Source organism: Candidatus Kapaibacterium thiocyanatum (genome assembly GCA_001899175.1).
GTDB lineage: Bacteria > Bacteroidota > Ignavibacteria > Kapaibacteriales > Kapaibacteriaceae > Kapaibacterium > Kapaibacterium thiocyanatum.
On sequence record MKVH01000008.1, the window covers coordinates 84,141 to 105,867 of the forward strand.

The window sequence follows — 21,727 nt, forward strand, 5'->3', positions numbered from 1 at the left end:
GGGCTTCGCAACTACAGCGTCGATTATTCCGGAGTGACAGTGAAGAACCTGATGACTGCCCTGCTGGTCGTATTGACCGTATTCACCGCCCGGGCAGCGGAAATGGACACGGTGAGGTTCACGACGCGGTCGAACAACGGACCCGAGAAAGACTACGTGATCACGGACGGTACGCGATGGAGCGTCGATGCAGGAGGAACACTTCGCGTGACGGCCATCACCGATTCCTCCGCACAGGGATTGCTCTACATGGAGCTCGTCATGCCGGGCTTCGGTACCAGATCGTCGGGAGACTTCGGCCTGACGTCGACCACCACGTGGAAGTACGGTCATAACACGGGTCAGATCGTGATATGCCAGAGCGGCCGCATCACGATATCGGAGATCGATACCGCGACGAACAGAATGAACGCAACCTTCCAGTGGTCGGGCAAGGCGACGCTGCCGAGCGGCGTCATCCTCAACTCGACGATATCGAAGGGGTCGGTCAGCATCCGTCGTACGCCGCAACTCGCACATGACATCCTTCCGAAGAACGGTGTGAAGTGGCGTCCGGAAGAACGGGTGAAGCTCACCGTCCTCACGCGCAAGGACAAGTCGCAACAACTGGTCGGCAACGCCGACGTGAAGATCGTCCTTCCGCCGGGAATCTTCGAAGACATTCCGACGACGAAGACGTCCGACGGTAACGGCAGGGCCGAATGGCTGCTGAAGGTCAAGGACGATGCCGAGGGCGGCGATTACAGGATTCTCGTCTCGTCGAAGAAGCAGGGCTTCGACGACAGCCGTCTGGATACGTTCAAGTTCAAGGTGGATTCCACACTGCGATTCTACTACGGCAAATGCGCCGGGGTCCCGTTCATCGAATTCGATGCCGGTATAGGGGAGAAGTGGAAGGATGGTGGGGGAACCACGATCACGTCGACCGGAACGATCAGGATCAATCAGTTGCTGACCATCGACGGCAGGGTGGACATCGATACGATCGGTGGCGGAGTGAAGTTCTCCGGCGACGGAAAGATCTCGATCCCCGCCGTCTATATCGATGGACGGTTCCAGGACTTCGTCTTCTACGACGGCGCCTTCAGCTTCCCGTCGCTCGGATGCGACGCCATGATCGACTTTCTCGCCGTGCCCATCGCACAGCAGATGGCGGGCTCGAAGCTGAAGGAACTCAAGCTCCGTCTGCTCGGCGATTTCTCGCAGTCAGCAGGTGCGGCGATGTCGGTGACGATCGAGGGTGGCCGCAACATGGCCGAAGGCTGTAACGATGCGCTGCCCTTCGGTACCGTATGGCTGCCCAACAAGAAGCAGTCGTTCACCGGTGAAGTGCGGATCCTGGACAGTCTCGGACAATGGTATCTCGGCTTCACGGCGAAGGCGTCGAACGTCATGATGGGACCGAGCATCTGCGTCAAGGAGATGTCGGCTTCCTACGACGGTGCGAAGTCCGAATTCACGCTTGCAGGCAAGGCGAAGACGCCGCTGTTCGAGGAGATCGGCGCGTCGGTGACGTTCAGGAGCGGAGAGCTGAACAAGTTCTCGGGAAACTTCCGGTTCGACGGATGTACACCCATTCCCGAAACGCCTGCATGCTTCAAGGGCGGCAGCGTTTCCGTGGAGAATCTTTCCATCGGCAATCCGTTCAGGATGCAGATCGCCTCGACGTTCCAGATCTATGGCGAGCCCGATCTTCTGGAACTGGAGATACAGGGTGGACTGGAATCGCCACCCAATACGATCCGCGCGACGGGAATTCTCCGGATGCTCAACGTACCCTCGGTGTCCGCCACCAAGCCCTGGCAGATCGAAGGCAGCGGGTCGCGCATGTTCTCGCTGGACAACTACACCCTTGCCGACAGCGGCACGCTGAAGGCGCTGCATCTCGGCGGTGACTACTTCATCGATGCGAAATACACGACGAAGATCGGTCTCAAGCCCGACGTCTTCATCTCGTGCAGCGGCAGTGCCACGACGAAGTTCCCTGCGATGGATCCCGCGAAGGCGAAGCAGATGGGAATGCTCGGACGGTTCATCAACGGCTATGCGCCGGTACCCATCGGTACGGCGGACTTCAGCATGATGATCACCATGGAAGGCGAGCGATACCTTTCGGCGAATCTCGATTTCCGCAACGCAGGCGGAACGCTCGTGCCGGAGATACGGGACGCGATCCGTGCCATCGGCAAGGGATCCATCTACGTCGATTTCCGCAAGCTTCCGTCGCCATCGGCCATCGTCGTCGATGCGGGAATCGCCAACGTCCTGAACGGACTCTTCGGCGAGTTGCGAGGCATTCCCCCGGGCAAACCGTCGGAGAGCGTTCAGGCAGGCGTCGGAACGTTCGTCATCGCAGAAGGCGAAACGGAGCTGATCGTCATGTCGTCGACCACGACGCCTCCGGCCGACGTCAAGCTGCATACGCCGTCGGGCACCGAACTCACGGTATCCGATCCGTCCAGGGGAATCCACAGGGTCATGTCACCGGATGGTGAAGTCGTCCTTTGGGTCATCAGGAATCCCGCACCGGGAACATGGAGTGCCATCCAGCCGCAGGGCAGGACGGGGGACAGTATCATGGCGGGTGTGACGCGGACGTATCCCGATCTCGTGCTGACTGCGACGCAGTCCGGAACGTCCATCGACGTATCGTGGAATGCCGCCGACTATCCCGCGGATGCGCGCATCGCCATCAGCGCCGATCAGGACGAAGCCGGAGCCGGGGCGGGAGGAACGGGCCGGATACTCTATACGGGAGCGGCCAGCGTATCGCCCGTCCGCATTCCGCTTTCGGACAGCAATGCCCCGTGCTCCTTCAGGATCGGTGCCAATCTGCTGGGTCGTGGAGTGAGCAGGCAGGCGACCGCCGAAGGTACCTTCACGAATACGAAGGACTACCTCACGCCTCCGTCCAACGCACGTGCGACGACCGATCGTCGGGGCGTCACCACGATATCATGGAGTCCGATCGACAACGGCTTCGTCAGTGGCGTCGTCGTCTATCGTGTTGACGCTGGTCGTCATGACGTCGTGACTTCCGCCTATGGCTACGAGACGTCCTTCACGTTCACGATGGAGGATCCGGAAGGCGCCGTACTCAAGATCGCAGCCGTCGATGCGAAGGGACGTACGGGCTGCATGGGCGACGCCATCGATGTCGTCACGGACGTCCGGGAAGTCGAGCATCGCGGCGAAGGCATGTCGATATGGCTGGCCCCCAATCCTGCATCGGACCGGATGACGGTGCGTACGACCAATGAAGCTGCCATCGTCGATTACAGGCTCGTCGACATCATGGGGAACGTCGTTCTCGTACAGCGAGGTTCCGGTACCGGTGGTACGACGCTCGACCTGCATGGTCTTGCGACGGGAACCTATGTGCTCATCGCCCAGGTGGGAGAGAAGTATGTAGCAAGCACGGTGAGGGTCGTGCGCTAGCTAGGAAGAAACCATCACCTCGTAGTAGTGCTGTTGCCGATCCCGGTCATGGGGCTGTGCCTGTGGTCGGGATCGTCGTATAAGTAGTACGGATCAAAAGGTTCGCTTGTCTCCGTTGTCTAGTGTTAGGCATGAGCGGCAGACTCTTCCGTATTGATACCATCGGTGTTGAATAAAGAGATGGTGACATGCTTGGCATTCACGGACAATCGGCATCGGATGAAAACGAAAATCGTTCTTTATACCCCATGTAGTAGGAAGTACACTAACCAGTAGTCGTTCCACATCAGCGCGGAGATCATAAGTGATAGCCTGCTGTTGAACACGATGGAGTATTGACGCATTAACATGGATCGAAGAATGGGCGGCTTCACTATGCCCGGGCACACTGCCAATAGCTATCGCATAGTGTGGTATCTCAATTGTTCCATCAGTGTCTGCTGCTCCTAGAAGTTCTTGCTTGGCACAGTGGATTGGGATGTCAGATGATGCAAGCACTGCTCGAGTATCTTGAATCGTTTGACCTGTACTGTCCGTGAATACGAGAGGCTCTCCGATGAATAGATGTGCCACTGCACATCTGTAAAATCCGAGTCGCTGATACTTCTTCAACTGGCCAATCAAAGAGGATTGTTTCTTTGGGTTCAGCTTACTTGAGGAGATCCTGTTTCCTTTTCCAGCAAGTGTTGTTTTGACTTCTAGAAGTAGCATCCTACTATAGTCATAGGTCAGTTCTGTCAATCCATTCTCGTAACCAGTATCACGCATTCTGCACGGTAGCAGAAGCAAGTCAATGTCGCCATTCACAGGACAGGAAGGATTGATACTTTCGAACCTGATGTCTGTTATGAGAACGTGGTTCTCAGGATGTATGTTATGCCGTCCTGCGATGTGAGAAGAGAGGCCTTGTTGCCCATATGGAGTAAGAAACAAGCGCTCGATAGTCTCACGCTCGCGTTCGGTGCCTTTCAAGAAATAGAGATGTTGATTCTTTTCCATATTGAATTGGTATATATGGCATATCCTACGGGTCTGTAAGATAGCTTATAGTAGTACTTGATGACGAGCCATGACATTGCAGGTTCGCCAAGAGATAGTACTCACAGTTGGACCACCACATTCCCCACCTTGAATCCCTTCTCCACGTATCGGTACGTCTCGACGATATCTTCGAGCGCCGTGTAGCGGTCGATGAGTGGACGGAACTTCGAGGTCGCGACGAGCTCGCGGAGATAGTTCACGTCGTCCTTGCTGATGGTCGGCAGGGGGAACAGCAGGCGCTTGCCGCCAGCCAATGGGGTGAAGAGGGCGAACAGCGGATTCTGAAGATACGGTCCGAGTTCGGTGGACATGTAGATGCCGTGTTCCTCGAGCAGGGGTTTGCACTTCGCCCAGGTACTCTTGCCTACGGCATCGAAGACGACGTCGAAGCGATCGCCGAGCGTCGTGAAGTCCTCCCTGCTGTAGTCCAGTACCCTGTCGGCGCCGAGCGAACGCACCAGTTCGACATGATCCGGACCGCATACGGCAGTGACGGTCAGCCCCATGACCTTCGACAACTGGATGGCCGCGGACCCGATCGCTCCCGTACCGCCATTGACGAGAATGGTTTGTCCCGCCTTCACCTTCGCCGCACGCAGGTTGCATAATGCATAGTGTGCGCCTTCGGTGATCGGAGCCGCTTCGGCATACGACAGTCCGTCGGGTATCGTCGCGAACGCATCCGAATCCTTCACCAGCATGTATTCGGCATGGGCGCCGAAGTGGACGTCGTTGAAGCCGAAGATCCGGTCGCCGATCCTGGCCGACGTCACTGCACCGCCGGTGGCGACGACGTCGCCGGCGAACTCGTTTCCGAGCACGTTGAACTTCGGACGGAACAGTCCGCTGAAGAAGCGGGAGACGAAGTATTCGGCGCTGCGGAATCCGCTGTCCGTTCTGTTCACCGTCGTCGCCCGCACACGCACGAGAAGCTCGCCCTTCGCCGGAACGGGAACGGCGATGCGTTCGATGGAAACCGTTTCGGGTGGACCGTACACGCGATGGACGGCGGCCTTCATCGTCGCCGGCAATGGTATGGGTGGTGTCTGCATCGATTCGGTGAACTCGAATGTGGGTGGTCGGTATGATGGCGACCACGGTCTACGTGCGGACGGAAAGGATGTTGCGATCGAACGGAACGTCGATATTGAAGGATCGTATCCCGCAGCGCACGACGACCCGAAAGCGTCGTCAATAATCGAGTGCCAGGACGAACGCTCCGACGACGACGATGACGACGACGAGCGTCAGCACCATCGACATGCAGCATCGCAGCAGGGTAGGTACCGCACGCCAGGAGGGATAGAGTTGAAGGGTGGCCCAGCCGAGATAGGACATGTTGACGATGAAGCTGACGGTGCCCGCGGTTCCGGAAGACAGGATCGACAGAAAGGGAAGAGCGACGATCTGTACGACCAGGCGCTGGCTGGCCATGAAGGCATGGATGACGATCCATTCCACATAGCGATCGCCACGGCTGCGGAAGAGCAGGTAGCTGCACAGGGCGAGGACGGGCAGCAGGATCACTTCCGCAAGGGCATAGTGATGCTCGACGAAGTCGACGATGATGGCCATCGTCGTCCCGGCGATTCCGTCGTGGGTCGTCATGGGCCTGTGGACGAGATGGCTCAGCCATGCATAGAGCGCGGCCAGCACGATCATCATGGACAGCGGCTGGAAGTGGCGTATGCGCTGTCCGTCGAGATAGGAGCGGATCGTCAGGCCCGGGCGCAGGAACAACTCACGCAGCGTATAGAAGATACCTTTGTGAATGTGCAGAAGGCCGTGCTGAAGATCGTGCCACACGACGTGGAGGTCCAGCCGCGCGGTCGACGTGGCCTGTCCGCAGTTCGAACAGTAGCGTCCGGCGATGGCGGCCCGGCAGTTCTTGCAGTGATTCGTCATACCTGATCGACGAGGGTTGGCATTGGACGGGAATGATCGTCGTGAAGATAGGAGGTTGTGCGGATATCCGGAGACGGTATTCCGCCAGGTATCGCGGGTCTGTCGGTCGTCCCGGAGGAGGTGCGGGTGTAACTTTTCGAGACGTCGTCGTGCTAGAGCATCGAACCATCACTCTCAACCATAGGACGCCATGAAGTTGTTCGCCATCATCGTCGTCGTATCCACGGTCCTTCTTTCCGCTTGCAGCAAGGACGGTGGTGCGGTAAACCCCGACCCGACTCCTGCATTGACCACGACACTGTCTGCGACCATCAACGGAACCGACTGGGTCGGGACGAACGTCGTCTCGATAGCTGCCGGTGGTATACGGCAGATCACCGGCGGGTCGGCGAATCTGTCGTCGGGCTATCAGATATCCGTCCAGATGCGGAACATCGGAGAAGGAACGTACAACGTCTCCACGGCAAGCAACTGGTTCTCGGTCGTCAGATACGAGAACGGCGGAGAATCGACGGACCCCCAGTTCGCCACGAGCGGAACGGTGACGATCACGAAGAGTACCTCCGAGGTGATCATCGGCAAGTTCGAAGGCACGGCCGGCTCCTATGTGGTGACGAAGGGAGCATTCACGATCAAGCTGTGATCGGGTCATTCGACCGGTAGCGAGGTCGAACGAAAGAGATAGGAGAGTGAAGGCTCATCGACGTATGTCGATGAGCCTTCATCCTTTTCCGGGCTACCTGTGCTTCCGTCTACGATCGGGAGGATCGTTTCCGTCCAGAGCGGATACTCGGCCAGGCTCATGACCGATCCCGATCGGCAGTCTTTCACGTTCCTTCGATCCGGTCGTTGGAGCCGCATCGTCCGCATGTTCATTCTAATGACCTTCTCATGAGTTCGGGACACGACGGCCGGGTCGCTATTCGTCAACCGCGACATCCAATGGCACGTCTTATCGCAATTCTCGTTCTCTCCTGTCTCTTTCTGGTGATCACCGGAGAAGCCTCTGCACACCCGACGACCGCCCGACACAGGCATGAACTGTCCTCAACGGACATGTGCGGAGTGCAGACCCTGGCCGTAGCCGACGTCGCCGATGAATTGGAGGATCGCGATCCCCTGATTCCTCTCTTCGACGCTGTGGCAGGGGATGCCCGGACGACGGTCCAGACGGACGATGCCTACCGCGCCGGAATCCTTCCGGCGGATATGGACCAGCCACCTATCTACATCGCCATACGGCGCCTGCTGATCTAGGCACTCGCATTTCCGTCCGGTACGCATGAGATACCGGACCTTGCACCTGCACTACGTGCCGATCCGAATCCGTGGCCGAAGCCACGCCGTCCCTCTGTCCATTCACGAATCACCATCATCGTCATGAGCAACCGTTTCATGCGGACGTCGACGTCCGTGACCGTCCTGCTGTTCCTGCTGGGCGGATTCTCCATTCTCGGCATCACCGGATGTGGCGCCAAGCACGCGGAGGCCGGAGAGGAACGCGTCACCTTCGTGGTCACGAGTCCTATGAAGAAGGACACCTTCACCACCCGCGAATACGTGTGCCAGATACACGCCATCCAGCACATCGAGCTGCGGGCCCTGGAGCGTGGCTATCTCGAACATATCTTCGTGGATGAAGGGCAGGTGGTGAAGAAGGGGCAGCCGATGTTCCAGATCATGCCCGTGATCTATCAGGCCGAATACCAGCATACGCAGGCCGAGGCACGGGTCGCCGAGATCGAATATCTCAACACGAAGTCGCTGGCCGACAAGAACGTCGTGTCCAAGAACGAGCTCGCCATGGCCAAGGCAAAGTTCGATCAGGCCCAGGCAAGCGTGGCACTGGCCAAGGCACACCTGGAATTCACGCGTATCAACGCACCGTTCAGTGGAATCATGGACCGTCTGCAGGTACGGCACGGCAGTCTGCTGGGAGAAGGCGACATGCTGGCGGCCCTGTCCGACAACAGTTCCATGTGGGTCTACTTCAACGTACCCGAGGCTCAGTACCTCAATTACAAGGCGGCCGACAAGAACAGCGGGCAGGAGCACGTACGATTGAAGATGGCCAATGGCCAGGTCTTCGAACAGCCAGGCATCGTGACTACCATCGAGGCCGATTTCAACAACGAAACGGGCAACATCGCCTTCCGTGCCACCTTCCCGAATCCCGACGGCCTGTTGCGTCATGGAGAAACGGGCAACATCCTCATGACGGAGCCGCTGAAGGGCGCTCTCATCATTCCGCAGAAGGCCACGTTCGAGGTGCTGGACAAGAAGTTCGTCTACGTCGTGGGTAATGACCACGTCGTCCACTCCCGTCCGATATCGATCCGTGCCGAACTGCCCCACGTCTACGTCGTGGGTGGGGGACTCGTCGAGGGTGACAGGGTCCTGCTGGAGGGTCTCCGCAAGGTGAAGGAGAACGAGAAGATCGCCTACAAGTACCTGGCACCGCAGGATGCACTCCGTACTCTCGAGCTCTACGCCGAATAACTCCCAACCACACGGATCCTGCAGATATGTTCAGCAACATCCTTCATAGGCCGGTCTTCGCGATCGTGATCTCCATCGTGATCGTGTTCGTCGGGACGCTCGCCATCAAACAGCTTCCGACGGCGCAGTTCCCGGAGATCGCACCGACTACCGTCAACATCGCCATCGCCTATCCCGGCGCGAGTGCCGACGTCCTCGTCAAGTCCACGCTCATTCCTCTCGAACAGTCCATCAACGGCGTGCAGGGCATGCGGTACATCGCCTCCGATGCGACCAGTGCCGGCGAAGCCACCGTACGCGTGATCTTCGATCCGGGCGTGGACCCCAACCAGGCCATGATGTGGGTGAAGACCCGCGTGGACCAGGTGATGTCGCTGCTGCCGCCCCTCGTGCAGCGCGAAGGCGTGGTGATCACCCCGGTGCAGCCCAGCATGCTCATGTACGTGAACCTCTACAGTACGGACGAGCATGCCGACGAGAAATACCTCTACAACTACGCCAACGTGAACCTGATTCCGGAGATCAAGCGGATCAAGGGAATCGCCTCGGCCACGATCCTCGGCAGCCGGCAGTACGCCATGCGGATCTGGCTGAAGCCGGACCGGATGCGTGCCTACAACATCTCCGCCGAAGAAGTCATGCAGGCGATGCAGGAACAGAGCATCATCGCCCGGCCCGGACGTCTCGGTCTGGCATCGGGCAAGGATGCGCAATCGCTCGAATACGTCCTGAAGTACCAGGATCGCTACGACAAGCCCGAACAATACGAGAACATCATCCTGCGGTCGAATTCCAACGGCGAGAACATACGCCTGAAGGACGTCGCCACGGTCGAGCTCGGATCGGAGTTCTTCGACATCTATTCCAACCTCGACGGTCATCCGTCCGCCGCCATCATGCTGAAGCAGACATACGGCAGCAACGCGACGGAAGTGATCGAGTCCATCAAGGGCAAGCTCGAAGAGCTCAAGGAACGCTTCCCCGCAGGCATGGACTACAAGGTCAGCTACGACGTGTCCAAGTTCCTCGATGCTTCCATGGAGCAGGTACTCCATACCCTGCGGGACGCCTTCATCCTGGTGGCCTTCGTCGTCTTCATCTTCCTCGGCGACTGGCGCTCGACGCTGATCCCGACGCTCGCCGTGCCGGTCTCACTGGTCGGGGCCTTCTTCGTGCTGCAGATATTCGGACTCTCCATCAACCTCATCACGCTCTTCGCCCTCGTACTGGCCATCGGTATCGTGGTGGACGATGCCATCGTGGTGGTGGAGGCCGTGCATGCGAAGATGGCCGAGGAGAACCTATCGCCGTATCAGGCGGTGAAGGCCGTGATGCGGGAAATAAGTGGCGCTATCATCGCCATCACCCTCGTCATGGTCTCCGTATTCCTTCCTATCGCCTTCATGTCGGGCCCGGTCGGCGCCTTCTACCGGCAGTTCTCCATCACGATGGCCAGCGCTATCATCCTCTCCGCCGTCGTGGCACTGACGCTGACGCCTGTCCTCAGTGCGTTGATCCTCAAGAACACGCACGGTCAGGAGAAGAAGCCATCCATCGTCACGCGATTCATCAGGGCCTTCGACCGTGGCTTCGACAAGGTCGCCGGACGCTACGAGTGGCTGCTGCGGAAGACCGTGAAGCGGAAGGTCCTGACGTTCGGAGTCCTCGCACTGTTCGGCGCGGGTATCGTCCTCATCAACGTCGTGATACCCGCCGGGTTCATTCCGGGTGAGGACCAGGGTACCATCTATGCCATCATCCAGACGCCGCCGGGTGCAACGCTCGAGCGGACGAATCAGGTGGCGCGCGAACTGCAACGCATCTGCAAGACGATCCCCGACGTGGAATCGGTGTCGGGTCTGGCAGGCTATGAAATCATGACGGAAGGCCGTGGCTCCAATGCCGGTACGTGTCTCATCGACCTCAAGGACTGGTCGGACCGCGACCATTCCGTCCATGAAGTCATGGAAGAACTGGAGCGCAAGACGCGCGACCTCGGCGCCGTGATCGAATTCTTCGAACCGCCGGCCGTGCCGGGCTTCGGCTCGTCGGGCGGCTTCTCTGTACGTCTCCTCGACAAGACGAACGGTACCGACTATCACGAGTTCGAGAAGATCAACGCCCAGTTCATGCATGCGCTCGCCAAGCGTCAGGAGCTGACGGGATTGTTCACGTTCTTCGCCGCCAACTATCCGCAGTTCGAGCTGCTGATCGACAACAGCGCGGCCATGCAGAAGGGCGTGTCCATCGGCAAGGCCATGGAGAACCTGAACATCATGATCGGCAGTACCTACGAACAGGGCTTCATCAAGTTCGGACGCTTCTTCAAGGTCTACGTCCAGTCGTCGCCGGAATATCGCCGGTATCCGTCCGACCTCGAGAATCTCTTCGTGAAGAACGATCACGGAGAGATGGTTCCGTACTCGTCCTTCATGACAGTGAAAAAGACCCAGGGGCCGAACGAAATCACGCGCTACAACCTGTACAACTCCGCGGCCATCCGTGGTCTGCCGGCACCGGGTCATACGACGGGCGATGCCATCGCCGCCATCAAGGAAGTGGCGAAGCAGACGCTCCCACGTGGCTACGACGTCGCATGGGAAGGACTGTCCTACGACGAAGCGGATCGGGGGAACGAAGCCCTCTATGTCTTCCTCGTCGTGCTCATCTTCGTCTACCTCGTACTGGCCGCACAGTACGAGAGCTTCGTCCTGCCGCTGGCCGTCATCCTCTCCCTGCCTGTCGGCGTCTTCGGCGCCTTCCTGCTTCTCGACCTCATGGGGTTGGCCAACGACATCTACGCGCAGGTGGGGCTCATCATGCTCGTGGGTCTATTAGGGAAGAATGCCGTGCTCATCGTGGAATACGCCGTGCAGCGACAGCAGCAGGGAGCGTCCGTCCTCGATGCGGCCATCGAAGGGGCCAAGGTGCGGCTGCGGCCTATCCTCATGACGTCCTTCGCCTTCATTGCCGGTCTCATACCTCTGGTGACGGCCTCGGGGCCGGGCGCCATCGGCAACAGAACGATCGGTGCGAGTTCGCTCGGTGGGATGTTCGTGGGTACCGTCATCGGCGTCATCGTCATTCCCGGACTCTACTACGTGTTCGCCTCCATGATCAAGGGTCGTCAGCTCATCAGGGACGAACACGACGAACCCCTTTCCGAAGAATATGTCCACAAGCGTGAGGAAGCACGATAATGAGAGGGTTTCTCGCAGTCCTGTCCATCTCCATCATCGTGACGTCCTGTGTGCCGACGATCGTCCGCAAGGAAGTGAACACCACCATGCCCGAGCGCTTCGACGCCACGCGGGATACGGTGTCCACGGGTATGATGGAATGGCGGACATTCTATGCCGACAGCAATCTCATCGCCATCATCGACACGGCGATGAAGAACAACCAGGAACTCAATGCCGTGATGCAGGATATCCTCATCGCGCAGAACGAAGCGAATGCGAAGGCCGGTGAATACCTGCCCTTCGTCAACGTCGGCGCCGGTGCCGGTCTGGAGAAGGCCGGCAGATATACGCGCAACGGCGTCGTCGAGGAACAGCTCGAAGCCACACCCGGACAGCGCTTCCCGGAACCTCTTCCCGACTTCACCATCGGTGCGAGGATCTCGTGGGAAGTGGACATCTGGAGGAAGCTGCGTAACGCCAGCGATGCCGCGACGTTGCGATACCTCTCCACCGTGGAGGGAACGCGCTTCCTCGTCGTCAACATCGTCGCTGAACTTGCTGGCAGCTACTACGAACTCATGGCGCTGGACAACCTGCTGGAGGCTCTCGACGCCACCATCGACATCCAGCGCAAGGCCCTCGCCATCGTCCAGCAGCAGAAGGAGGCGGCCAAGGCCACGGAGCTCGCCGTGCGACGGTTCGATGCCGAAGTGTCGAAGAACGAGAGTCGTCGCTACGACATCCTGCAGCGCATCGTCGAAGTCGAGAACAGGATCAATCTTCTTCTCGGTCGATACCCGCAGCACGTCCAGCGTCCGTCCGAGCGCTTCCTGACCATGATGCCGGATTCCATCAAGGCCGGTATTCCGTCGTTGCTGCTTCAGAATCGTCCGGACGTCAAGCAGGCCGAACTCGAACTCAAGGCCTCCGATCTCGACATCGACGTGGCACGGGCACGGTTCTATCCGTCGTTCAGCATCTTCGCCGGACTCGGATTCCAGACCTTCGATCCCAAGTACATCGTCACCACGCCTGCGTCCCTCATCTACAACCTCGCCGGCGAACTCGTGATGCCGGTCATCAATCGTGCCGCCATCAAGGCCGCATATGCCAGTGCCGGTGCGCATCAGGTGCAGGCCGCCTACAACTACGAGCGTACCGTACTCAACGCCTATATCGAAGTAGCGAATCAACTGTCGAAGCTCGAAAACCTGCGTCAGAGCTACGAACGGAGGAACAGGCAGGTCGAAGCTCTCACGGCATCGGTCGATATCGCCAACAGCCTCTTTCTCTCCGCGCGTGCCGACTACATGGAAGTGCTGCTGACGCAACGCGATGCCCTCGAAGCGAGAATGGAACTCATCGAGACCAAGGTGCAGCAGATGCGCGCCTATGTCGACGTCTACCGGGCCCTGGGTGGCGGATGGCGGTGATGTGTGTAGCGCCGGATGATCGGTCTCCGGGCATTCCGGATGTCGATGGTCGATAGGTTCCGAAGCCCCGTCAACGTGACGGGGCTTTTTTGTAAACTTCGAGAGTGGTCTTGCCATCCTTCGGAACGTGTCCGGCAGGAATGAACGTGGATATCCAGTGCGAATGAGACTCCCATGAAATTCAATCCCAAGGTCGACTTCTATTTCCGGAAGGCCGGGAAATGGCAGGCCGAGCTCGAGAAGCTCAGGACCATCATCCTCGACTGCGGACTGACGGAAGAGCTGAAGTGGGGCGTACCCTGCTATACGGCCGGAAAGGGCAACGTCGTCCTCATCCATGCATTCAAGGACTACTGCGCCATGCTCTTCGTGAAGGGAGCGTTGCTGACGGATCCCGAAGGAATTCTGGTGCAGCAGACGGAGAACGTGCAGGGTGGACGACAGATACGGTTCTCCGCGCTTCGGGACATCGTCGCGATGGAACGCACGCTCAAGGCCTACGTCCACGAAGCTGTCGAGATCGAGAAGGCGGGTCTGAAGGTCGCGCTCAAGAATGTCGCGGACTTCGACATGCCCGAAGAATTCGGGAAGAAGCTGGACGAGATGCCGGCCCTGAGAACGGCCTTCGAGGCGCTTACACCCGGACGTCAGCGAGCCTATCTCCTGCACTTCGGCTCGGCCAGGCAGGCGAAGACGCGGGAAGCACGGATCGAGAAGTACATACCGTACATCCTCGATGGCAAGGGGATGGACGACTGATGTGCTGAAATGATGACATCGCCGTCGTTCCCGCATCCTCATACCCCGGAATGTTCAGCCCACCTCGCGATGGCTTGTCGTATATGAGCTATCGTTCACACAATGTCGATCTCATCCCAGGAGCGATGCCTCCATAGCTCATGAGTCACAAGGGCCATCGACACCAACCAATCGATGTCATCCATACGACGTCGAGTACACCGCCTCACCTGGGAAGAATCGAAGACAGGAACATCTGCAATCCGTCGGCGATAGGAAAGAACCGGACGATCGTTACATTCGATGACAACGGATCACAATCATCGGTGACACATCATGAGCAAGACGGGAAGCAGGAAGCTCTCGGCAGAGGAACGTGAAGAACTGCTCGACACATTGGAGACGCGCTTCGAGAAGAATGGCAAGCGCCATAAGGGCCTCCTGTGGTCCGACGTGCAGAAGAACCTCGAAGCTCATCCCGGAAAGCTGTGGTCGATAGGGGAGATGGAACGTACCGGTGGAGAGCCCGACGTCGTCGGCTACGACAGGAAGACCGGCGAATACATCTTCTGCGACTGTTCGGCGGAAAGTCCCAGGGGGCGCCGCAGTCTCTGCTTCGACGACGACGCGCTGGCGTCGAGGAAGGAAAACAAGCCCGAGGGCAGTGCCGTCGGCATGGCGGAAGACATGGGCATCGATCTCCTGACCGAGGAGCAGTATCGCGATCTGCAGAAGCTCGGCACGTTCGATACGAAGACGTCGAGCTGGATCGTAACGCCGTCGGCGATCAGGAAGCTCGGTGGCGCGTTGTTCTGCGACCGCAGATACGATACCGTCTTCCTCTACCACAATGGCGCGGAGTCGTACTATGCGGCGAGGGGCTTCAGGGGAATGGTGAGGGTGTGATAGGGAGCCTGATCCAAGCGTGAATCCGGAGGAACTCACATTACCCTGTTGTCGATACTTCGGGAATACGTTGCGATTGTTATTGTATCCTTGCAGGGCATGGAATAACTAGTGGTGGTGTATGCCGAGGTCTATCCGGATGAAGTATACGTTCGCTCTCTGTCTCTGCGCAGTGCTGTTCGGTGGTTGTAGCAGCGGCTTCATCGGTGCCCGGGGAGGCGCCGTCGTTACGCTGGCAGGCGGAAAGGAGACGGGACCGGTGGTGAACTCCACCAACAGGATCGGGAGTGTCTACGGAGTGACGGTGGGTGGACGCTTCAATGAGAAGGTCGGTTTGCAAGCGGATGCCACCATACGGTCGAGTACCATCGTACAGGAAGTCCGTACCGCATTCTATCAGAATGGCAGCTACCTATTCGACGGCACCGTCGAGACGTCGGCAGGTATCGTCGAAGTGCCCGTGATGCTGATCCTGAGCAAACCTGTGAACACGAACTTCAGACCTCTCATCGGAATCGGATCCCATCTCGGGTTCCGTACATCCTTGTCAGGGACGATCAAGGGGACAATCACGAAGATCGAGGGCGAGGGTGCGGGGCAGACGGCGCCGATGTCCGAAAAGGTGGTTGCGAGCAACCCCAGTGACGACCCGATCATCGGAGTTTCGGCTATCGTCGGTGGTGACTATCGCCTCTCCGAGGACTGGAGTGTTCGCGGCGAGCTGCGCTTCCAGCATGACATCCTCAATGACGGCCCGACAGGATTTCAGATCGGCAGATCCAGCTCGAACCCCGTGGTTACATCCGAGCTTCCACCGACCCGTCTGTCCGTCGCGGTCTCCCTGGTGTTCGCTCTGTAATGCGTTCCGATACGTTCGACACGTGATCGGTGCGCTATCGAATACCGGGAAAAAGCGGAAGAATCGCGAACACGTACAAGGCCCTCCCAACACGGTTGGGAAGGCCCGCATACGAATCCTGATTGGCCGGCTAGCATGGGAACCAGAGAAAATGCGGACTTCGGTTTCACCATGACTGCCTGCTCTCGGCGACGAAGGACGTCCTGCCGATCTGCCCTGCGATCTAGACGGTCACCACGTAGGATGGGGCTGCAAGCGGTCGATGTAAAGATTGGTCATAGTGACGATGCGATGGGAACCAATCGGGATAGGATCACCCTTCTGGGAGCCTCTTTCTTATTTAAGGTTCTTGGCCGAAACTTTAATAGATGGCAGAGCTATTAAAGGTTCTCTGCATAAGGGTCCGGGTTATTAAAGGAATTGGCCGAAATTTTAAATAAAAGAGAATCTTATGTATGTTTCGGCCTATGGATCGTATCACAGGAGCATATCGCACGACGACGACGGTGGGCGAGAAGATACGGACCTTCATTCCGAAGCCATTACCGCCGGACCCGCCGATCGCGATCATCGGTCAGCGTCAGCAACTACTCGAGAGGGCCACGATAGCCGTGGGCCGGTTGGACAGCATCAGCACATTGCTCCCCGATCCGCACCTGTTCCTCTATTCCTATGTGCGGCGTGAGGCCGTTCTATCGTCCCAGATCGAGGGCACGCAGTCATCCCTGTCCGATCTCCTCCTGTTCGAACTCGAAGAAGCTCCCGGGATGGTGGACGATGTCGTGGAGGTATCCAACTACGTAGCAGCACTGAACCATGGCATGGCGCGATTGAAGGAAGGGTTCCCACTTTCCAACCGGCTGATCTGCGAGATGCATGGCAAACTTATGGACGGGGGACGTGGTGGTGAGGACGGGGGACGTGGTGGTGAAAGGATGTCCGGTGAGTTCAGACGGAGTCAGAACTGGATCGGCGGTACCCGCCCGGGGAATGCCCACTATGTCCCACCTCCTCCTGAAGAGGTCGGCTCATGTATGGCGGCACTCGAGACGTTCCTGCATGAAGAAATCAGCGGTCTACCCGTACTGCTTCGTGCAGGCCTGGCGCACGTGCAGTTCGAGAGTATCCATCCCTTCCTCGACGGGAATGGCCGGTTGGGACGATTGCTCATCGCACTCATGTTGCATAACGGTACGCTGCTGTCGGAACCCCTCCTATATCTCTCGCTCTACCTGAAGCAGCACCGCGCGACATACTACGAATTGCTCGATCGTGTCCGCACCAGGGGTGATTGGGAGTCGTGGATCGATTTCTTTCTGGAGGGTGTGGAACGTACTGCATCCGGCGCCGTGCAAACGGCAAGACAGTTGGTGGCATTGTTCGAAGCGGACCGTCTGCGTGTGCAGCAGACCGGTCGCAGAAGCTCCAACGCGTTGCGAGTACTCGGGGCATTACGTCAGCGTCCACTGCAGACACTCACGAATCTGTCGGCAACCCTTGGCCTCAGTTTCCCTACGGTATCCACGACGATACAGATACTCCAGGATCTCGGTATCGTCAGCGAGATCACAGGCCAGCAGCGCAGCCGCGTCTTCATCTACGATGCATACATGCGTATCCTGAACGAGGATGGCGAGCCATTGCGAAATCAGGTTTAGGGCAGCGTCGCGACCAAGAGATGTGTATTGTCCATCACGTACTCCACTCGGAGATCGGTTCAATGCAGAGAAGTCATCGGTACGGCGATATGTGTTCGGGACGTACGGCCTGATGCAGTCGCTCCTGAACTTCAGGATGTTCAGGATGATGAATCTGAACGGAATTCTGATAGGATGAAGTAACGGTCCAGCTAACGGAAGAACAATGCGGGAAGAAGAATCGATGCAAGATCGGAAAGCGGCATGCCGGATCTATCCCAGCGCCGCCATCACGCGATCCACCATCGCATTGCAATAGACGAGGTTGAATTCGAAGATGTCCTCGTACGAATAGGACTTCTCGATTTCCTTACGGAGCATCGCCTTGGCCCTGTTGAGCCGCACCTTCACGTTCACGTCCGAGATATCGAGAACATGTGCCGTATCGGCCACGTTCATGCCGTTGATCTCCCGCAGGGTGAAGACGACGCTGTAGTCGGCAGGAATTCGCTGCAAGGCATTCTCGATGACGGTATTCAGTTCCCTGTTCATGACGGCCCTGCCGGTATCTGTTCGATCCTCGTTCGAAAAAAGGGGAATGGTCTCGTCGGATATGTCCGACGCCACGACGTTCTTCGTACTCCACTTCTGTCGTTTCCTGTGGCAGTTGTGGACCATGATCCGGATGATCCACGTCGTGAACGTCGATCTGCCTTCGAAGCGCGACAGGCTCAGGAATGCGTCGACGAACGTATCCTGCATGAGGTCCTGCGAGTCCTCATGGCTGTAGCCATAAGCCCTGCCCACCCTGTACAGATACGGGTTGTTCCTCCGGATCAGGATCTCGTACAGGGCCGTTTCACCGGCGAGGATGCGCCCGACGATCTCGGCATCGTCGAGCTGCCGCTTCGGTTGATCGTTCGATGGAATCATGAGTTCGTCCTATTCCTTGACGACTGTCGACAACCGTGCCATCGAGAACGCTGCGATCGCCATCACGAGGTCGCGTACCGCGACGTCAAGGTACTGAAGTCCGGGCAACAACGTAAGCGCGATGGCCGTCAGCCAGGCGGCGACGATGAATCCGCCTGCCCGGGCATTCCTGAAGACGATGATCCCGGCCACGATCTCGATGACTCCGACGATCATCATGAAGGTCGATGCGGAAAAGGGAAGCATTCCGGCGAGCGCAGGATTGAGGTACTTGTCCCACTGGGTGAGGATGTTCGTGAACTTGTCCAGCCCGGCCACCATTGGAACGATGCCGAAGGTGATCTTGAGAAGCCCTACGGTCGACCGGAGTGTGGTCGTCGTCGATGCGTTGTCCATGTCCGTATTCCTGTAGTGATGATGTTCGTTTCCCATATAGTGATGGTCGGTCCTGTAAAGGTTACAGAATCGGAACACGGGACATCGGCCCCCGGAACATAGTGGGCATTTCTCTCGAATGGACGCCTGTCCGGAAGACATGAGGGTCGGTAGGTATCGTGGCCAGTCCATAGTAGTAGTTCGGGCCATAACGTTGCGTATTATCGGGCGTCACATTCAGGAGCTCGCCATGCTTCCCGTCGTTCGCCCTATTCTGTTCGTCATCATCGGCCTCCTCGTCGGTGCCATCGCCAACATGGCCGTCCTGCGGATCGGCATGGTCGTCGTACCCTTGCCGCCCGGTACCGACGTCAATACACCCGAAGGCATCCAGGCCGCGATGCCGCTGTTCACGTTCGCGAACTTCCTGGTTCCGTTGCTCGCACATGCCATCGGCACGCTGGCAGGCGCGTGGGCGGCGAGCAGATGGTCCGGTACGACCTCTCGCTGGCCTGCGCTCATCGTCGGTGCGGCGTTCTTCATCGGCGGGCTGTCCATGGTGATCCAGATTCCGGCTACGCCGGTGTGGTTCATGATCGCCGATCTCGGTCTGTGCTACTTCCCCATGGCATTGCTGGGATACAGGACGGGAGTGCGGCCGCACGCGGCAGGCGTATAGGGGAAACAGGTTCGGCATTCTCCGGATGCGATCGATGTGCGGCCTGTCTGCACGGCCGTCATGAGAAATAGACAACCATCATGGAACGCTATCCCATAGCGCCCATATTCTTTGCATGCCGGAACCGTTCTTCATTCCGTTGGACACCATGAACTGTTTCCTGATCCTTATCGGGGCCTTCTGTATACCTGTCCTTGCAGCCTGCGACGGTGCCGTCGTGGCCGCCGATGGTGCCATTCAACCGAAGGCCTCGTCGTACTACGAATTCACCACGTACCGTACGGACGCCGAGGGTATTCGCACCGGACCGTTCCTGGACACGGTGTTCGTCGTCATCGAAGCGATGCAACGGTATGGGAAGAGAGGTGTGCTCGGGCTGTTCAAGGGTCGGCCCGAAGTGGATACGATCTTCCTCTGCTACGAAGCGAACGGGGATCTCGCCATCACGACGGCGGAGCTGGATCATGAATGGCAGATCTATCCGTTCGCGAGCAAGTCCGCACGCTCGTGGACGCTATCGGACACGACCTATGACGATGGTAGCAGCTATCAGGTGAAGAAGACGAGGGCACACGCAGGTTCGGAGAATCTGATCCTGAGCGGAGGTGAGGTGCTGTCATGCCAGATCGCCAAGGACATACGGACGGATATGCGAAGATCATCCTCCGGAGATATCCAGCGTCAAACCGTCCTGGTCGAGCAATTCTGGTATCCGCGTTCGACAGGCTACTTCTCCAGGTTCGTGACGACGGAGACGGTTGCCGACGACGCGGGAAGGACCACGACGACATCGACGGAGAGAACTCTTACGAAGTACCATGTGAGCAAGTGAGCGTATGAATCCGACCGTCAAGGCATACAACGACGCACAGTCATCGGAGGATGCGGCGATCTGCAACGCGCTCGCGACGTTGATCGACGCCGGTCTGCCCGATGCCGAAAACAGGATATGGCATGCCCATCCCGTATGGTTCCTCGACGGGAATCCCGTCGTGGGCTACAGCAAACTGAAGGGATGTGTCCGGCTCCTGTTCTGGAGCGGACAGTCGTTCGACGAACCCGGCCTCAGGAACGAAGGCACCTTCAAGGCCGCGGAGGCGCGATACACGGCGGTGGATCAGATCGATGCGGAGGATGTGCGCAGGTGGCTCGCGAAGGCCGAAGCCATCCAGTGGGACTACAAGAACATCGTCAAGCGCAAGGGTGTGCTGGTGATGATCAAGGGCAGCGAGCGTCTGTGAGGGTAGGGGAGGCTACATCGGCGCAACCGGGAAAACTGTATCATCGTTCGGTATCCAGGAAGAATCAGATGTGAAGAGCCTGTTCGTTCTGTGCATCTGTGCGGCATTGTCGGGTGGTTGTGCGAGTGGGTGTGTCGGTGCCGGGGAGGAGCAGTCGTCGTGCTGGCTGATGGACAGGAGACGGGACCTGTCGCGAACTCGACCAACAACATCGGAAGCGTCTACGGAGTGACAGTAGGTGAGCGTTTCAACGAGAAGGTGGGGCTGCAGGCCGACATGACTATACGAACGGCATCCATATCGCAGGAGACACGTGCGACGTTCTACCAGAACGGCTGCTACAACGTCGACGGTACGGTAGGAACAGCGGCAACTGTCATAGAGATGCCGTTGTTGTTCACTCTGAGCAAGCCGACGGGCGAGAACTTCAGGCCGATCATCGGTATCGGAGCCCGTCCCGGATTCCGGATGTCCACGTCGAACACGATCAATGGTACGGTAACGAAGCTCGACGGCGAAGGAGCGGGACAATCGGCTCCGATATCCCGGAAAGGGGCTTCGAACCGCTTCAGTGATGAACCCATCATCGGCATCTCGGCCATCGCCGGCGGCGACTACAAGTTCACCGAGGACTGGAGCGTTCGTGGCGAGCTGCGCTTCCAGCACGACTTCCTCAACGACTGCATTGGTGCCTATCAGATCGGCAGTTCCAGAACCTTGAGCCCCCGTGATTACGTCCGGACTCCCGCAGACCCGGGTGAGTATCGCGTTGTCCCTTCTGTTCGCGTTGTAGAGAATCGGCGGAGATCGTCGCCGCCCTGCAGCAGCGAACGAGAACGATCGGCCCTCCGGTAGAGTAGA

General features: G+C 58.2%; 19 protein-coding genes. 14 read left to right on the top strand and 5 right to left on the bottom strand.

Features of this window, described 5'->3' with window-relative positions; translation table 11 throughout:
• Window positions 1-39 precede the first annotated feature (39 nt).
• Complete coding sequence (locus tag BGO89_08125) at window positions 40-3,438, top strand: hypothetical protein (protein OJX59951.1); 3,399 nt, start codon at window positions 40-42, stop codon at window positions 3,436-3,438.
• A 1,100-nt stretch (window positions 3,439-4,538) separates the two neighbouring features.
• Here BGO89_08125 and BGO89_08130 read toward each other — a convergent pair.
• Together BGO89_08130 and BGO89_08135 are read right to left on the bottom strand one after the other, a co-directional pair.
• Window positions 4,539-5,498 (bottom strand): NAD(P)-dependent alcohol dehydrogenase, encoded by a 960-nt coding sequence (locus BGO89_08130; protein ID OJX59952.1) that lies wholly within the window; start codon window positions 5,496-5,498, stop codon window positions 4,539-4,541.
• Between the two features lie 172 nt (window positions 5,499-5,670).
• A complete protein-coding gene (locus BGO89_08135; GenBank protein ID OJX59953.1) occupies window positions 5,671-6,384 on the bottom strand; it encodes a hypothetical protein in 714 nt (237 codons plus the stop codon).
• A 190-nt stretch (window positions 6,385-6,574) separates the two neighbouring features.
• On the opposite strand from BGO89_08135, the gene BGO89_08140 reads away from it, so the two are divergent.
• A complete protein-coding gene (locus BGO89_08140; GenBank protein OJX59954.1) occupies window positions 6,575-7,027 on the top strand; it encodes a hypothetical protein in 453 nt (150 codons plus the stop codon).
• A 5-nt stretch (window positions 7,028-7,032) separates the two neighbouring features.
• Here the strand turns inward: BGO89_08140 and BGO89_08145 are convergent, their stop codons facing one another.
• Entirely contained in the window at window positions 7,033-7,260 is a 228-nt protein-coding gene (locus tag BGO89_08145) for a hypothetical protein (protein OJX59955.1), read from the bottom strand.
• Window positions 7,261-7,326: 66 nt separating this feature from the next.
• Between BGO89_08145 and BGO89_08150 the strand changes: the two genes are divergently transcribed.
• From BGO89_08150 to BGO89_08185, 8 genes are all read left to right on the top strand, one after another.
• The gene (locus BGO89_08150; protein ID OJX59956.1) at window positions 7,327-7,641 is read left to right on the top strand and encodes a hypothetical protein; all 315 of its coding nucleotides are present in this window, start codon (window positions 7,327-7,329) and stop codon (window positions 7,639-7,641) included.
• Window positions 7,642-7,779: 138 nt separating this feature from the next.
• On the top strand, window positions 7,780-8,883 hold the full coding sequence (locus BGO89_08155; GenBank protein ID OJX60043.1) for an efflux transporter periplasmic adaptor subunit: 1,104 nt from the start codon (window positions 7,780-7,782) through the stop codon (window positions 8,881-8,883).
• A gap of 26 nt (window positions 8,884-8,909) precedes the next feature.
• Window positions 8,910-12,083: a multidrug transporter AcrB gene (locus BGO89_08160; GenBank protein OJX59957.1), complete on the top strand. Its 3,174-nt coding sequence runs from the start codon at window positions 8,910-8,912 to the stop codon at window positions 12,081-12,083.
• Window positions 12,083-13,498, top strand: coding sequence for an RND transporter (locus BGO89_08165; GenBank protein ID OJX59958.1), 1,416 nt, complete (start codon window positions 12,083-12,085; stop codon window positions 13,496-13,498). The genes BGO89_08160 and BGO89_08165 overlap by 1 nt, the downstream gene beginning before the upstream one ends.
• Before the next feature lie 174 nt (window positions 13,499-13,672).
• Window positions 13,673-14,257 carry a hypothetical protein gene (locus BGO89_08170; protein OJX59959.1) on the top strand — a complete coding sequence of 195 codons (585 nt, stop codon included), beginning with the start codon at window positions 13,673-13,675 and terminating at the stop codon, window positions 14,255-14,257.
• A 315-nt stretch (window positions 14,258-14,572) separates the two neighbouring features.
• Entirely contained in the window at window positions 14,573-15,142 is a 570-nt protein-coding gene (locus BGO89_08175; GenBank protein OJX59960.1) for a hypothetical protein, read from the top strand.
• 139 nt (window positions 15,143-15,281) lie between these two features.
• Window positions 15,282-16,001, top strand: coding sequence for a hypothetical protein (locus BGO89_08180; protein ID OJX59961.1), 720 nt, complete (start codon window positions 15,282-15,284; stop codon window positions 15,999-16,001).
• Between the two features lie 467 nt (window positions 16,002-16,468).
• Entirely contained in the window at window positions 16,469-17,659 is a 1,191-nt protein-coding gene (locus BGO89_08185; protein ID OJX59962.1) for a cell filamentation protein Fic, read from the top strand.
• Between the two features lie 252 nt (window positions 17,660-17,911).
• Here the strand turns inward: BGO89_08185 and BGO89_08190 are convergent, their stop codons facing one another.
• Both BGO89_08190 and BGO89_08195 read right to left on the bottom strand, forming a co-directional pair.
• Window positions 17,912-18,571 (bottom strand): RNA polymerase subunit sigma-24, encoded by a 660-nt coding sequence (locus BGO89_08190; protein ID OJX59963.1) that lies wholly within the window; start codon window positions 18,569-18,571, stop codon window positions 17,912-17,914.
• Between the two features lie 9 nt (window positions 18,572-18,580).
• The gene (locus BGO89_08195) at window positions 18,581-18,967 is read right to left on the bottom strand and encodes a hypothetical protein (GenBank protein OJX60044.1); all 387 of its coding nucleotides are present in this window, start codon (window positions 18,965-18,967) and stop codon (window positions 18,581-18,583) included.
• A 229-nt stretch (window positions 18,968-19,196) separates the two neighbouring features.
• On the opposite strand from BGO89_08195, the gene BGO89_08200 reads away from it, so the two are divergent.
• The 4 genes from BGO89_08200 to BGO89_08215 all read left to right on the top strand — a co-directional run bounded on the left by BGO89_08200 (window position 19,197) and on the right by BGO89_08215 (window position 21,721).
• The gene (locus BGO89_08200; protein OJX59964.1) at window positions 19,197-19,625 is read left to right on the top strand and encodes a hypothetical protein; all 429 of its coding nucleotides are present in this window, start codon (window positions 19,197-19,199) and stop codon (window positions 19,623-19,625) included.
• Between the two features lie 115 nt (window positions 19,626-19,740).
• Window positions 19,741-20,457, top strand: a complete 717-nt coding sequence (locus BGO89_08205; protein ID OJX59965.1) for a hypothetical protein — start codon at window positions 19,741-19,743, stop codon at window positions 20,455-20,457.
• Window positions 20,458-20,461: 4 nt separating this feature from the next.
• Window positions 20,462-20,866, top strand: coding sequence for a hypothetical protein (locus BGO89_08210; GenBank protein OJX59966.1), 405 nt, complete (start codon window positions 20,462-20,464; stop codon window positions 20,864-20,866).
• Window positions 20,867-21,025: 159 nt separating this feature from the next.
• Complete coding sequence (locus tag BGO89_08215) at window positions 21,026-21,721, top strand: hypothetical protein (protein ID OJX59967.1); 696 nt, start codon at window positions 21,026-21,028, stop codon at window positions 21,719-21,721.
• The last annotated feature ends 6 nt before the right edge of the window (window positions 21,722-21,727 follow it).